This window comes from Nocardioides sp. NPDC127503 (assembly GCF_040302165.1).
Lineage (GTDB): Bacteria > Actinomycetota > Actinomycetes > Propionibacteriales > Nocardioidaceae > Nocardioides.
The window spans coordinates 120,741-133,596 of sequence record NZ_JBEORH010000005.1 but is presented as its reverse complement, the minus strand read 5'-3'; the positions used below and the strand labels follow the sequence as shown (position 1 = coordinate 133,596).

Here is a 12,856-nt window from a genome sequence, read left to right as displayed (position 1 = left end):
ACCAGGAGGAGCCCACAGTGGCTAAGGCGAAGTTCGAGCGGAACAAGCCGCACGTCAACATCGGCACCATCGGTCACATCGACCACGGTAAGACCACCCTTACCGCGGCGATCTCGAAGGTGCTGCACGCGAAGTACCCGGACCTGAACCCGGAGTTCGCGTTCGAGGACATCGACAAGGCCCCCGAGGAGCGCCAGCGCGGGATCACGATCTCGATCGCGCACATCGAGTACCAGACCGAGTCGCGTCACTACGCTCACGTCGACTGCCCGGGTCACGCGGACTACATCAAGAACATGATCACCGGTGCCGCGCAGATGGACGGCGCGATCCTCGTGGTTGCCGCCACCGACGGCCCGATGCCGCAGACCAAGGAGCACGTGCTCCTGGCCCGCCAGGTCGGCGTGCCGTCGATCGTCGTCGCGCTCAACAAGTGCGACATGGTCGACGACGAGGAGCTCATCGAGCTCGTCGAGATGGAGGTGCGCGAGCTCCTCAGCGAGTACGAGTTCCCGGGTGACGACCTCCCGGTCGTGCGCGTTGCCGCCTACCCCGCCCTGCAGGGCGAGGAGAAGTGGATGAACTCGGTTGCCGAGCTCATGCAGGCCGTCGACGACTACATCCCGACCCCGGCTCGTGAGACCGACAAGCCGTTCCTGATGCCCGTTGAGGACGTCTTCACGATCACCGGTCGTGGCACCGTCATCACCGGTCGTATCGAGCGCGGCATCGTCAAGGTCGGTGAGGAGGTCGAGATCGTCGGCATCCGCGAGACCTCGCAGAAGTCGACCGTCACCGGCGTCGAGATGTTCCGCAAGCTGCTCGACGAGGGCCAGGCCGGCGAGAACGTCGGGCTGCTGCTCCGCGGCACCAAGCGCGAGGACGTCGAGCGCGGCATGGTTGTCATCAAGCCGGGCACCACGACCCCCCACACCAACTTCGAGGGCTCTGTCTACATCCTCTCGAAGGAGGAGGGTGGCCGTCACACCCCGTTCTTCAACAACTACCGTCCGCAGTTCTACTTCCGGACCACGGACGTGACCGGCGTTGTGACCCTCCCCGAGGGCACCGAGATGGTCATGCCGGGTGACAACACCGAGATGTCGGTCGAGCTCATCCAGCCCATCGCGATGGACGAGGGTCTGAAGTTCGCTATCCGTGAGGGCGGTCGCACCGTCGGCGCGGGTCGGGTTACCAAGATCATCAAGTGATCGTCTGATCCACAGTGAAGGGCCCCCGGAGCCGCAAGGCGAAGGGGGTCCTTTGCTGTGGTCAAGCGATCGAACGAGCGCTGACTCGGCGCAAACGGACCGGAGCGAAGCGAGGACCGGATTGCGCCGCGTCGGCGCGGGCACGAGACCAAGGCGAAAGAAATGACAGATCCAACCGAAGGCGTACGCCCCGCAAGACCCCACCAGAAGCTCCTGGACGACGGCCGCACGGTAAGAGAGGTCCTCACCTACACCCGACGCGGCAGCCGCCTGGACCCCAAGCAGCAGCGCGCCTGGGACGCGTACGCAGCGGAGTGGGTGATCCCCGACGAGGCGGTCGACGAGCCCGGTTTCTCGCTGGAGAGCTGGTTCGGCCGCAAGGCACCCCTGGTCGTCGACATCGGCGGGGGAGTGGGAGAGGCGACGGCGGTGCTCGCGGCCAACCGTCCCGAGGCCAACATCCTGGCGCTGGAGGTGTGGCGGCCAGGGGTCGCGGAGAGTCTCGCCCGGGTGGGCGCCGCGGGCGCGACGAACGTACGTTTCTGCAGCGTCGACGCGCTCTGGACGCTCGAGAATCTCGTTGAGCCGGAGTCGGTCAGCGAGGTCTGGACGTTCTTCCCCGACCCGTGGCACAAGACCCGCCACCACAAGCGGCGGCTGGTCACTCCCGCCAACGCGCGGATGATCGCGGAGCGGCTTGCGCCCGGCGGGATCTGGCGGCTGGCGACCGACTGGGTCGAGTACGCCGAGCAGATGGTCGAGGTCCTCGACGCCGAGCCGCTGCTGAGCGGGGGTGTGGTCGACCGTTGGGACGAGCGCCCGGTGACCAAGTTCGAGCGCAAGGGACTGGCCAAGGATCGGGTCATCACCGACCTGCTCTACCGACGTTGACCCGAACTACCCGTGTCGTGACCGATCTGTAGGCGCGGAACCGTCAAGATCAGCGGCATGAAGTTGTACGCCGACAGGCCCTCGCGCCTCGCCGCCCAGCTGTTCGCCGACCTGCTGACGGTGGCGTGGATCGTCGGATGGGTTCTCCTCGGCAGGTTCGTCCACGAGATGGTCTCGGCGCTCGCCGTGCCCGGCGAGAAGATGGACGACGCCGGCACCTCGCTCTCCGCGAAGATGCTCGAGGCGGCTGGGAAGGTCGATGACCTGCCGCTGGTCAAGGACGGCATCGCGGTCCCGTTCGAGGGTGCCGCGAAGGCCGCCGACCAGCTCCGCGCCGCGGGGGAGGCGCAGGTCGAGGCCGTCTCCAGCATCGCGCTCGGGCTGGCGATCGCGGTCGTGGTCGTCCCGGTGCTGATGTGGCTGATGGTCTACGTGCCGCTGCGGTGGCGGTTCATCCGCAACGCGACCTCGACCCAGCGGTTCCTCGAGGCGGGCACGGCCGCCGATCTCGTGGCGCTGCGCGCGATGTCGACCCAGCCGCTGCACAAGCTCGTGAAGATCAGCGACGACCCGATCAGGGCCTGGCGCGAAGGCGACGTCGACGTGGTCACGAGGCTGGCTGCGCTGGAGCTGAAGTCAGTCGGGCTGAGCGCCAAGCGCCTTGCGCGCCCTAGCGTGAAGTGAGCCTCGCCCGGAGCTCCGCGTCGCGAGCGAGCCGGGCGGCGTCCCGATCGCGGCGGGTGGCGAGCACGGCGGCCAGGTAGGCCTCGGGCGGGGTGCCCGGAGGCGGGCCCGGGGCGACGTACGTCTGCATGTGGGTCGCCAGGCGCTCGGCGAGAGCGTGGCGGCGGACCGGGTCGGTGTAGGTGCCGACCTCGCCGGAGAGGAACCGTCGCACCGCCAGGGACAGGCCGACCGGGATGGTGGCGACGTCCGCGCGGGAGGCCCAGGCGGCGAGCCCCGGGGGCATCTGGATCGGCGCCGGGGGACGCAGCGGCACCCGCACGCGGATGACGTACGTCCCGGCCGCGATGTCGCCGAGCCGCTTGCCGCGTGGATGAATCATCGCGGAGAGGAAGGCGACGGCGCCGCTGGTGGCGTAGATCTCGACGACGCCGATCAGTGCGCGTACGAACGCATGGTGGAAGCTGATCGCCCCGCCGTCGTCACGCACGGTACGCAGGCCGAGAGCGAGCTTGCCGAGCGACCGGCCGCGGGTGAGCGTCTCGATGGCCGTCGGGAAGACCACGAGGACCGAGGCGGTGGCGGCGATGTAGGCGGCCCAGGCCAAGGCCTCGTCGGTCGCGGGAGCGGCGGTCAGGAAGACGAACAGCGTCACGATCAGCAGTGTCATCACCACGATCACGTCGATGAGGCCCGACAGCAGCCGCATCCCGAGCCCGGCGGCTGGCAGGTCGAGGGCGACGGCGTCGCCGGTGACCAGGTCGTCCTCGGTGAGCAGTGCGCGTTCCTGGGGCCGTTCCTGGGGGCCTCGCTCGGGCGATTGCGGCGCGGAGGTCATGGCGGTCAGCGTACGCTGCGGGCGTGGATCTCGACGCGTATCTGGCCGCTACCGCCGCCGACCGGACCAGGCTCGAGCAGCTGCTGGCCGAGCGCCGGTTGAGCGGTGCCCAGGCCGACGAGCTGGTCGAGCTCTACCAGCGGGTGAGCACCCAGCTCTCGGTCGTACGCAGCAACGCCCCCGACCCGACGGTCGTCCAGCATCTTTCGGTGCTGCTGGCCGCTGCCCGCAACCGCACCACCGGCACCCGGACGAGCACCTGGTCCGGTTTCCTGCGGTTCTTCACGCATCGGTTCCCGGCCGCGCTCTACCGGCTGCGCTGGTGGTGGCTGGGGATGATGATGGCCAACGTCGTGGTCACCGCGGTGATGATCTGGTGGCTGCTGCGGCACCCGGAGGTCGAGCAGTCGTTGCTCGGACCGGAGCAGGTCAAGCAGCTGGTCGAGCACGACATCGAGGGCTACTACAGCGAGCACGCCGCCTCGTCGTTCGCCACCCAGGTCTGGGTCAACAACGTCTGGGTCTCGTTCATCTGCATCGCCCTTGGTGTGCTCGGGCTGCCGGTGATCTACTCGATGTTCCAGAACATCTCCAACCTGGCGATCCTCGGCACCCTGATGCATCGCAACGACCGCGGCGGCCTCTTCTGGGGCCTGATCCTTCCCCACGGGCTGCTGGAGCTGACCGCCGTCTTCGTCGCCGGCGCCGTCGGGCTGCGGATCTTCTGGTCGTGGATCGACCCCGGCTCGCTGACCCGAGGGCAGTCGATGGCCCGGGAGGGCCGAACCGCCGCCGGCATCGCCCTCGGCCTCATCGTCGTACTCCTGATCTCAGGCATCATCGAAGCCTTCGTCACCCCCTCGCCCCTACCCACCTGGGCCCGCGTCGGCATCGGCATCCTCGCCGAGCTCGCCTTCTTCGCGTACGTCTTCATCGTCGGCCGCGCCGCCGCCTCCCGCGGCGAGACCGGCGACATCGACGAGCGCCTGCTCGAAGACAGGGTCGCCACCCAGTCCTGAATGTTCCCAGTCGGGAACATTTGAGCGTACGCTGGAGACATGGCAACGATGTCTCCAGGCGAGATCGGCGAGCTCGTGCGCAGCGTGCGCAAGACGCTTGGCCTGACCCAGGCTGAGCTCGCCGAGCTCGCAGGCGTCGGCCGCCGATTCGTCATCGAGCTCGAGGCCGGCCACGGCCGCGCCGAGCTCCGCAAGGTTGCCGACGTGATGCGGGCCGTCGGGCTCGAGGTCTCCGACGAGCCCGATCCGATCGAGATGGTACGTACGCCGAGCGGGCTCGTCTCGTTCCGGACCGTGATGAGCCGGATCGGCCGACCGCTGTCAGTGCCAAACCGCCTGTGGCGGCTCGACCCCGAACGGGCCACCGCGACCGTGACCCTGCCGCACAGCGTTCATTGGTCGGGCGGCGGTAACACCTTCGACCTTGCTGATTGGAACGACCGAGCACTCGCGTACCGCACGCTGATGCTGGAGGCGACCCCATCGGTCCTGGTCGACTATGTCGACGGCCGGCAGCTCGTCGACATGTGGGACGACATGTTCGTGCCGCCCGAGATCCGTCAGGCGTGGCAGAGCGCGGTGTCGGACTTCCGAGAGGCCGCCTAGCGATGAGCCAGACGGATCTCATCACGGCCTTCCAGGAAGAAGTTGCCCGCACATTCTTCGATCTCCCGGAGTCTGAAGGGTTTCTCCTCGCAGGTGGTGCTGCGCTGATCGCGTTAGGTGCGGTCGAGCGGGTCACTGACGACCTCGACTTCTTCGCTGCACGTGGAGAAGGAGACGTGCCTGCCGCGAAAGCCGCATTCGTCGCGAGATGTCGCGATCGTGGTTGGCAGACGGCGATCGTCTGGGAGGCCGACGAGTTCGTACGCCTCTCTGTCATCGGCGCCGACGACAAGATCGAGGTCGACCTCGGCATCGATGCCAGCCTCATCCTGCCGCCGACGGTCACGTTCCTCGGACCAACGATCGGTTTGGAGGAGAATGCCGGGCGCAAGACACTGGCTCTCTTCGGCCGTGCAGCCCCACGGGACTTCGTCGATGTGTTCAACCTCGCCCAACGGTTCGGCAAACCGAAACTGCTTGAGCTGGCGGCTGAGCGGGACCTAGGGTTCGACCGGAGAGTGTTCGGTCAGATGGCGCGCATAGTGAATCAGATCAACGCTCGACAGTTCCCGCTCGATGAAGATTCCGTGCCCGACCTGGTGGCGTTCTTCAACGGTTGGTCTGAAGAGCTTCGAGTTGAATGAGGGATCCAGTGGCATGGTGGCGGAGATCCAGAGCGGCCAGACCCAAGGCGTACGCGCTGGAGTTTCCGCACGTTGCGACCGAGGACGAGCAGCGGAATCAGGTTCGAGCGCTGTTGAGGCTGCTTCGGCCCCATGGATCTGAGTTCCAGACCGACATGCCGGCCTTCGCGGAGGCGCCGCCTGCGGTCGTTGATGCCCGAGCCTTCCTGCGATCGCTCAAGGGAACGAAAGCGGAGTCCGAGAACTATGCGATGACGAGCCTTGTGGACTCGGCCGATGACCGACTCTGGGAAAGCTTCGTCCAGGTCGCGCCGTATGCCTTTTCGGCTGAGTTCTGGCAGGCGGGTCGATATCTCGTCTCCGTCGCGGACGAAAGTCAGAGTGTCGTTGTCTACCTTGTGCCCGACTCCGACATTCACTCTGCGGTTGCTGACCAGTTCGATCTTCGCCTGCTCGACTGACATGCCGGTACGCATTAGCGTTGGGGCCACGACGGGACGCAGCTAGGGTTCCGGTGCCATGGCACGCCTGGTCCGAGCGCTGCGACCCTTCACCGCCATCGGTGAAGGGCATCTGACGGGACAAAAGCCTGGTTGAGTGAAGTCGCTACCTGATCACGTCCAGGAGCGCTCATGTCCAAGACCAACTATGACGGTCCCATCCACCGCGACTATGCCCGTGGTCGAGCACTGAAGGCGGAGCAGTACGCCGCCTGGGCAGATGCCTTCGACCAGCGATTGCCGCGGCGCAGACCGCTCGTCGGTCTCGATCTTGGATCGGGCACCGGCCGCTTCTCGCCGATGCTCGCCGATACGTTCGGGCCCGTTGCCGGGGTCGAACCGTCAACAGGGATGCGCGAGACGGCCAAGCGGTCATCGGCGCACGAGGATGTCCGCTATCTGCCAGGCAGCGCTGAGGAGATCCCGCTCGAGGACGAGTCGGTCGACTACTGCCTGATGTTTCTTGCCTGGCATCACGTCACGGACCGTTCTCGCGGTGCCGAGGAGATCGCGCGCGTGCTTCGTCCTGGCGGCGTACTCCTGTGCCGTGCGCAGTTCAGTGACCTGATGCCCGACCTCTGGTGGCTGCGGCACTTCCCTCACGGTGCTGAGGTGGATGCGGCGATGTATCGCCCGCTCGCCGAGGAGATCGAGATCTTCTCGGCCGCTGGGCTGATGCGGTCGCCCGGGCTCGTACGGGTCGAGATGCCGTCCGCGGAAACCAAGGGTGAGGTGTTCGAACGGCTCCGGCTGCGTACGCTCTCGACTCTCGTGCGGATGCCCGATGAGGACTTTCGCACCGGCATCGCGGCGCTCGAGGCCGAGGTGGGTCAGGATCCCGGTGCGCTGGTGCCGCAAGAGTCGATCACGATGTTGGTGATGTCGAAGCCCGACGCGTCTGAAGCTTGATCGACCTCAAAGCTGACCGGTGGCCTTGAGCTGCAGGTAGTGGTCGGCGAGAGCGGGCGGGAGGGACTCGGCGTCGGCGTCGACGATGTCGACGCCGAGGGTGCGGAGCATGGCGGCGGTGTGGTCGCGGCGGCGGAGGGTCTGCTCGGCGGCGGCCGCGGCATAGACGTCCTCGAGGGTGTCGCGGGAGGCGGCGGTGGCCTCGAGCTCGGGGTCGCGGACGGAGGCGATGACGACGCGGTGGTGCTGGGTCAGTACCGGGAGGACGGGGAGGAGCGACTCCTCGATCGCGTGCGGGTCGAGGGGAGTCAGTAGGACGACGAGCGCGCGGTGGCGCCCGAGGCCCGCGACCGCGCCGGCGAGGTTGGACCAGTCGGCTTCGGCGATGACCGGTTCGAGGTCGGCCATCGCCTCCTGCAGCCGTTGGGTGACGTCGCGATGGCCGGCGAGCCGGACCCGGGAGCGTACGCGCAGGTCGCCGGCGATGAAGTCGATCCGGTCACCGGCCCGGGAGGCGATGGCGGCGAGCAGGAGCCCGGCGTCCATCGCCGAGTCGAGCCGCGGTACGCCGCCGCCGGCGCCCTCGATCCGGCCGGCCGAGGTGCGGGAGGTGTCGAGCACCAGCACCACACGACGGTCCCGCTCCGGCTGCCAGGTGCGGACCACGACGGTGCGGGAGCGGGCAGTGGTGCGCCAGTCGATGGAGCGTACGTCGTCACCGCGGACGTACTCCCGCAGCGAGTCGAACTCCGTGCCCTGCCCACGCACCCGCACGGCGGCCCGGCCGTCGAGCTCGCGCAGACGCTGAAGCCGCGAGGGCAGGTGCTTGCGCGACTCGAAGGCGGGCAGCACCCGCACCGAGCCCTCCACCGGGATCGTGCGCTGCCGGGCGCCCAGACCCAGGGGCCCGTACGCCCTCACCGTCACGCCCAACGCTCGCAGATCTCCGCGGCGGCGCGGCTGCAGCGGCGTACGAAGCCTGGTGCTGTCGCCGCGACCGAGCCGGATCCGATGGCGGTTGTGGCCAGCGCCGGCGGTCGGCTGCCAGGCATCACGCACCAAGGCCCGGAAGCTGCGGGCGGGGGAGTGGACCATCAGCTCCGACGTCGTCGACTCGCCCAGCCTGATCCCGCCGAGCGGGACCCTGCTGATCTCCAGGGTCGCCGGCTTCGGTGCCAGGAGTACGTCGAGGAGCGCCAGCGCCACGACGAGCAAAATCCAGACCGCAGCAGTGCTCGCGGCCGGGCGTAGCACCACCGGGACGATGCCGGCCAGCATCAAAAGTGTGACGCGCCAGGTGATTGCCATCAGCTCGACCTCGAGCCGACGTGATCGCTGACGACTCGATCTGCAGAACTGACGTCTCGGCCTGCAGAACTGACGTCTCGGCTGGGGGTGGTCATCGGGGGACGGGGACGGCGCCGATGGCGGAGGAGAGGACCTGGGAGACCTGGACACCCTCGAGCTCGGCCTCGGGGCGAAGGGCCAGGCGGTGGGCGAGGGTGGCGTGGGCGAGCGACTTCACGTCGTCGGGGGTCACGAAGTCGCGGCCCGCGAGCCAGGCCCAGGCGCGCGCGGAGCGGAGCAGCGCGGTGGCGCCTCGCGGGGACACCCCGGCCGACAGCGACGGGGACTCGCGCGTCGCCCGGGCGATGTCGACGATGTAGCCGGTGACCTCGGGGGAGACCTGGACCGTCGAGACGTGCTGCCGGGCGGCCTCGATGTCGGCGCCCGAGGCGACCGCGGTGACCCCGGCGCCGGCGACGTCGCGCGGGTCGAAGCCGGAGGCGTGCCGGTTGAGGATCTGCACCTCGTCGGAGCGCGAGGGCACCGGCAGGACGACCTTCAGCAGGAACCGGTCCAGCTGGGCCTCGGGGAGCGGGTAGACGCCCTCGTACTCGATCGGGTTCTGGGTCGCGGCCACCAGGAACGGGCGCGGCAGTGGGCGGGTGACGCCGTCGACCGAGACCTGGCCCTCCTCCATCGCCTCGAGCAGCGCCGACTGGGTCTTCGGCGGGGTGCGGTTGATCTCGTCGGCGAGGAGCAGGTTGGTGAAGACCGGCCCCTCCCGGAAGGTGAGCTCGCCGTGGGACGACTCGACCACCATCGACCCGGTGATGTCACCGGGCATCAGGTCGGGGGTGAACTGCACTCGGCGGGTCTCCACCGAGAGCGCCGCCGACAGCGACCGGACCAGCAGGGTCTTGGCGGTGCCGGGTACGCCCTCCATGAGCACGTGGCCGCCGCACACCAGCGCGACCAGCAGCCCGGAGACCGCGGCGTCCTGCCCGACGACCGCCTTGGCGACCTCGGCCCGGACCGCGGTGAGTCGCTCCCGCGCGCCGTCGGGCGACACGTTGGCGATGGTCTCGGATTGGGTCATGGGTGTCGTACCTCTTCCTCAAGGGCCGCCAGCGCGTTGGCCAGCGTGATCAGGTCTTGGTCGTTCTGGATCGGGGCATCGTTGAGCAGCGCGGAGACCTCGAGATCGGGTCGTCCGGTGCGCTGGACGACGGCGCGTACGACGGCCTCCGGGGCGGCCTCGCGCCCGAGCCGCAATCGCTGGGCGAGGCGGGTGCGGGCGGCCTGCCGCAGCGTCGTCGCGGCATGGGTGCGGTCACCGGATCGGCGATAGAGCCGGCCCAGGCTGCGCGTCGTCTCGCCGGCGCGGACATGGACCGGCAGCGGCTCGACCGCCAGCGGACCCAGCCGCCGTCCGCGGGCGATGGCGAAGGCGACGACCGCGAGCAGCAGGAGCCACAGGGCCGGGTTGATCCAGCGCGGCAGCAACGAGCTGGGGGAGTGGGCCTCGTCGGGGGCGAGGTCGTCGAGGGAGGGGACGTACCAGACCAGGCGGTCGTTCTCGCCCAGCAGCCGCAGCGCCACCGCCGCGTTGTCCGCCCGCAGGATCTGGTCGTTGGTCAGCACCTGCGGCGCACCCCAGACGGTGAGGCCCTCCGCAGGCGCCAGCACCGCGCCGCCTTCGTGCGGGAAGCAGGAGCCGGCGTCGTACGCAGTGACCGCATCGGCCTGGATGCTGAGCCCTTCCCAGCGCTGGTCGGCGCAGCCTGCCTCGACCTTCTCGGGCGTCTGGGCGACGGCGTAGGGGATGCCGAGCATCGCCGACACGTAGGGCGCGGGCTCGGCCAGGATCAGGTCGGCGGCGTCGTCGGTGCGGTCGCGCAGCCGGGAGGCGGTGTCCTCGCCGAGCGCGTCGGTGCCGGTCACGAAGACCGTCGTGTCCTGCCCGATCTCGGTGCTCTCCAGGCGCTTCGACGAGCGGACGATCTCGACGTCGACCCCGTGCTCCTCGAGCACCTGGACCAGCGCCCGGGTGCCTTCGGGATCGGGGCTCTCGGGGTCGTAGGGGGCATAGGACTCTCCGCCCTTCGGTGTCGCGATGTACGCCAGGACGACCGCGATCACGAAGGCCAGCGCGACGTACAGAATCGGCCGGTTCCGTCGGAACCAGCTCAGTCGTCCGGTCGAGTCTGCCGGGCTTGTCGGGACCTGCGTACTCATCGCGCCACCGCCAGCTCCTGCTCGAGAGCGAGTACGCCCTCGGCCTGCTCGCGCGTGGCTGGATGGTCGCCGTAGAGCACCTCGTTGAACAGCTCCGCGGCCTGCCCGGCCCGGCCCTCGAGCGACATCTCCCGCTCCAGGCTCGCCGCGACCTCGGCTGCGGTCAGCCCGGGGTCGTCCGCGAGCCGGCCGCGCTCGACCTGTCGTCTGGCCAGGGCCCGGAACCCGTCGATCACCGCGGCGCCGTGATCCCCCGAGGCGTACGCAGCCTCGGCCCGCGCCCGGAGCGCGGCCGCGGAGAGCGACTCGTCGGTGAGGACGTCGCCGTTGCGGTCGCGGGCGACCCGGGGACTGCGCCGGGCCCGCGAGACCAGCAGACCGAGCCCGACCAGGAGCGCTGCGAAGACGACCATCGCGGCGACGGTCTGAGCCCAGGGCACCTCGCCGGCCGACGGGAGGCCATCGGAGAGGGTGCGCTCGATCCAGCGCAGGATCCGTTCGATGAGGTCGAGGTCGTGGTACTCCGGCCCGGCCAGCTCGCGCCGAAGCCAGGAGCGACCCTCCTCGGGCGTCGGCGTCAGAGGAGGAGTCTGTTGAAGGAGGATCATCTGCTCAGCAGCCCGGCCTGCTCCATCAGCTCGACCTCGTAGGACTCCTTGCGGATGCGCTGGTCGAGATACTGCAGGTTGGTCACCGCGCCCGTGAACGGGGTCGTGATGGCCGCCGCGATCACCTGAGCGATGGCGCTGCTGCCGAGAGTCGCCAGAACGTAGTACTCCGGCGCGACCACGGCGACCACGCTGCCGACCAGGCTGATCGGGAACGCGACGATCTGCGAGGCGAACCCGACGATGATCGCGGTCAGCAGCGCGATTCCCAGGAGCCGCCAGAACTGGCCCCTCGACAGGTTCCATGCCCGGCGGATCGCGCCGAAGACACCGTTCTGCTCCAGCATCAGCGACGGTACGGAGAGTAGGTAGAGCCGTGTGGAGGCGAAGATCCACCCGGCCACCAGCACCGGGATCATGAAGAGACCGACCACGATCGCAGGAATGGGGCTGTCCACCACGACCGCGAGCACGACCACAGGAACCGCGGCGACGATCCAGGAGAGCACGCCGAAGACGGCGAACAGTGTCGCCAGCCCGACCAGTCGCCAGCGCTTGCCGTGCGTTGCCGACCATGCCTGGCCAAGCGTGAGCTTGCGGCCGAGTGCCGCCGCGTGAGCGACGTGCGAGATCATCCCCGACACCAGGATCATGCCGAACCCCTGCAGGACCGCACCGACGACGTACGACCCGAACGCCGTGACCATACCTATGAGTTCGGAGGTTCCCGGCGTGTAGGCCGGATCCTCGAGCGAGGTGCCGAGGAAGTCCAGGCTGTCGCCGGTGAAGGTCATCGCCGCAGTCACGCCCAACGGGATGGCCATCGCAATTGCTGCGACGAGGACCGAGGCGCCGACTGTGGCACCGGGGTTGAAGCGTACGAGCCGGAAGGCGCCGTCGAGCATGTCGCCGAGACCCAACGGACGCAGCGGGATCGCTCCCGGCTTGTGGGTAGGCGGCAACGGCTGGGTCCACCCTGGTTGCACAGACTGCACAGGTTGGGACTGCACCGGCTGGCCCGGTGGGGGCGGGGTCGACGGGTTCGCCGCGCCCTGCTGAGGTTGCTCACCCGGTGGGGGTGGCCACGCTCCTGACATCCTGATGCTCCTCGTCGCGACGACCGGCGAACTCGCTCGGTTGGGGGCATCCTCTCAGAGCGACCCAGACGACATCGTTGATTTGGAGCCACCTGCGTACGCGTGACAAGATTCTCTGGTTGCTCCAGTGAACTGTTCGCTGGGGTGTGCACACCTTGACTACTGAATCGCGTCACCTGAGCAGGCTGATCAGCCTGTCCGGATGTGGTCTGTGGTCGCCGTGTGCCCATCCCGAAGGCGTGGTTCCAGTGAAGCTGATGGTGAAGGTCCCCTCGAGAAGGCCGGCGTAGCGCGCAGAAAATATGCGACACGCCCGACCTCGGGGGT

14 protein-coding genes and 1 riboswitch are annotated in these 12,856 nt (G+C 68.7%); of the genes, 8 read left to right on the top strand and 6 right to left on the bottom strand.

What is annotated here, in order from left to right:
- Nucleotides 1–17: 17 nt before the first annotated feature.
- The 3 genes from tuf to ABTW65_RS13265 all read left to right on the top strand — a co-directional run bounded on the left by tuf (nt 18) and on the right by ABTW65_RS13265 (nt 2,786).
- Entirely contained in the window at nt 18–1,211 is a 1,194-nt protein-coding gene (tuf, locus tag ABTW65_RS13275) for an elongation factor Tu (protein WP_160026986.1), read from the top strand.
- Between the two features lie 162 nt (nt 1,212–1,373).
- Nucleotides 1,374–2,102: a tRNA (guanosine(46)-N7)-methyltransferase TrmB gene (trmB, locus tag ABTW65_RS13270; RefSeq protein ID WP_350660695.1), complete on the top strand. Its 729-nt coding sequence runs from the start codon at nt 1,374–1,376 to the stop codon at nt 2,100–2,102.
- 57 nt (nt 2,103–2,159) lie between these two features.
- On the top strand, nt 2,160–2,786 hold the full coding sequence (locus ABTW65_RS13265; RefSeq protein WP_350660693.1) for a hypothetical protein: 627 nt from the start codon (nt 2,160–2,162) through the stop codon (nt 2,784–2,786).
- On the opposite strand, the gene ABTW65_RS13260 is transcribed toward ABTW65_RS13265, so the two are convergent.
- Nucleotides 2,773–3,624: an RDD family protein gene (locus ABTW65_RS13260; RefSeq protein ID WP_350660690.1), complete on the bottom strand. Its 852-nt coding sequence runs from the start codon at nt 3,622–3,624 to the stop codon at nt 2,773–2,775. The genes ABTW65_RS13265 and ABTW65_RS13260 overlap by 14 nt on opposite strands.
- Before the next feature lie 23 nt (nt 3,625–3,647).
- Here ABTW65_RS13260 and ABTW65_RS13255 point away from each other — a divergent pair, with 23 nt between their 5' ends.
- From ABTW65_RS13255 to ABTW65_RS13235, 5 genes are all read left to right on the top strand, one after another.
- Complete coding sequence (locus ABTW65_RS13255; RefSeq protein ID WP_350660688.1) at nt 3,648–4,643, top strand: stage II sporulation protein M; 996 nt, start codon at nt 3,648–3,650, stop codon at nt 4,641–4,643.
- Nucleotides 4,644–4,682: 39 nt separating this feature from the next.
- The gene (locus ABTW65_RS13250) at nt 4,683–5,249 is read left to right on the top strand and encodes a helix-turn-helix transcriptional regulator (protein WP_350660686.1); all 567 of its coding nucleotides are present in this window, start codon (nt 4,683–4,685) and stop codon (nt 5,247–5,249) included.
- 2 nt (nt 5,250–5,251) lie between these two features.
- Nucleotides 5,252–5,893 (top strand): nucleotidyl transferase AbiEii/AbiGii toxin family protein, encoded by a 642-nt coding sequence (locus ABTW65_RS13245; RefSeq protein ID WP_350660684.1) that lies wholly within the window; start codon nt 5,252–5,254, stop codon nt 5,891–5,893.
- On the top strand, nt 5,890–6,354 hold the full coding sequence (locus ABTW65_RS13240; protein ID WP_350660682.1) for a hypothetical protein: 465 nt from the start codon (nt 5,890–5,892) through the stop codon (nt 6,352–6,354). Before ABTW65_RS13245 ends, ABTW65_RS13240 begins: the two co-directional genes overlap by 4 nt.
- A 31-nt stretch (nt 6,355–6,385) precedes the next feature.
- Nucleotides 6,386–6,491, top strand: a riboswitch (guanidine-I (ykkC/yxkD leader).
- Between the two features lie 34 nt (nt 6,492–6,525).
- Complete coding sequence (locus ABTW65_RS13235; RefSeq protein ID WP_350660680.1) at nt 6,526–7,302, top strand: class I SAM-dependent methyltransferase; 777 nt, start codon at nt 6,526–6,528, stop codon at nt 7,300–7,302.
- A gap of 6 nt (nt 7,303–7,308) precedes the next feature.
- Here ABTW65_RS13235 and ABTW65_RS13230 read toward each other — a convergent pair whose 3' ends face one another.
- The 5 genes from ABTW65_RS13230 to ABTW65_RS13210 all read right to left on the bottom strand — a co-directional run bounded on the left by ABTW65_RS13230 (nt 7,309) and on the right by ABTW65_RS13210 (nt 12,427).
- Nucleotides 7,309–8,610 (bottom strand): DUF58 domain-containing protein, encoded by a 1,302-nt coding sequence (locus ABTW65_RS13230; RefSeq protein WP_350660679.1) that lies wholly within the window; start codon nt 8,608–8,610, stop codon nt 7,309–7,311.
- A gap of 91 nt (nt 8,611–8,701) precedes the next feature.
- Nucleotides 8,702–9,685, bottom strand: coding sequence for an AAA family ATPase (locus tag ABTW65_RS13225; protein ID WP_350660676.1), 984 nt, complete (start codon nt 9,683–9,685; stop codon nt 8,702–8,704).
- Nucleotides 9,682–10,824 carry a DUF4350 domain-containing protein gene (locus ABTW65_RS13220; protein ID WP_350660674.1) on the bottom strand — a complete coding sequence of 381 codons (1,143 nt, stop codon included), beginning with the start codon at nt 10,822–10,824 and terminating at the stop codon, nt 9,682–9,684. Before ABTW65_RS13220 ends, ABTW65_RS13225 begins: the two co-directional genes overlap by 4 nt.
- The gene (locus tag ABTW65_RS13215) at nt 10,821–11,432 is read right to left on the bottom strand and encodes a DUF4129 domain-containing protein (RefSeq protein ID WP_350660672.1); all 612 of its coding nucleotides are present in this window, start codon (nt 11,430–11,432) and stop codon (nt 10,821–10,823) included. The genes ABTW65_RS13220 and ABTW65_RS13215 overlap by 4 nt, the downstream gene beginning before the upstream one ends.
- The gene (locus tag ABTW65_RS13210) at nt 11,429–12,427 is read right to left on the bottom strand and encodes a glycerophosphoryl diester phosphodiesterase membrane domain-containing protein (RefSeq protein WP_350660670.1); all 999 of its coding nucleotides are present in this window, start codon (nt 12,425–12,427) and stop codon (nt 11,429–11,431) included. Before ABTW65_RS13210 ends, ABTW65_RS13215 begins: the two co-directional genes overlap by 4 nt.
- Nucleotides 12,428–12,856: the final 429 nt, after the last annotated feature.

Bases quoted from the DNA above. Each gene is read 5' to 3' on its own strand.
- ABTW65_RS13220 (WP_350660674.1), bottom strand. From the start codon at position 10,824: ATGAGTACGCAGGTCCCGACAAGCCCGGCAGACTCGACCGGACGACTG.
- ABTW65_RS13265 (WP_350660693.1), top strand. From the start codon at position 2,160: ATGAAGTTGTACGCCGACAGGCCCTCGCGCCTCGCCGCCCAGCTGTTC.
- ABTW65_RS13230 (WP_350660679.1), bottom strand. From the start codon at position 8,610: ATGGCAATCACCTGGCGCGTCACACTTTTGATGCTGGCCGGCATCGTC.
- trmB (WP_350660695.1), top strand. From the start codon at position 1,374: ATGACAGATCCAACCGAAGGCGTACGCCCCGCAAGACCCCACCAGAAG.
- ABTW65_RS13225 (WP_350660676.1), bottom strand. From the start codon at position 9,685: ATGACCCAATCCGAGACCATCGCCAACGTGTCGCCCGACGGCGCGCGG.
- ABTW65_RS13215 (WP_350660672.1), bottom strand. From the start codon at position 11,432: ATGATCCTCCTTCAACAGACTCCTCCTCTGACGCCGACGCCCGAGGAG.
- ABTW65_RS13240 (WP_350660682.1), top strand. From the start codon at position 5,890: ATGAGGGATCCAGTGGCATGGTGGCGGAGATCCAGAGCGGCCAGACCC.
- ABTW65_RS13250 (WP_350660686.1), top strand. From the start codon at position 4,683: ATGGCAACGATGTCTCCAGGCGAGATCGGCGAGCTCGTGCGCAGCGTG.
- ABTW65_RS13260 (WP_350660690.1), bottom strand. From the start codon at position 3,624: ATGACCTCCGCGCCGCAATCGCCCGAGCGAGGCCCCCAGGAACGGCCC.
- ABTW65_RS13245 (WP_350660684.1), top strand. From the start codon at position 5,252: ATGAGCCAGACGGATCTCATCACGGCCTTCCAGGAAGAAGTTGCCCGC.
- ABTW65_RS13235 (WP_350660680.1), top strand. From the start codon at position 6,526: ATGTCCAAGACCAACTATGACGGTCCCATCCACCGCGACTATGCCCGT.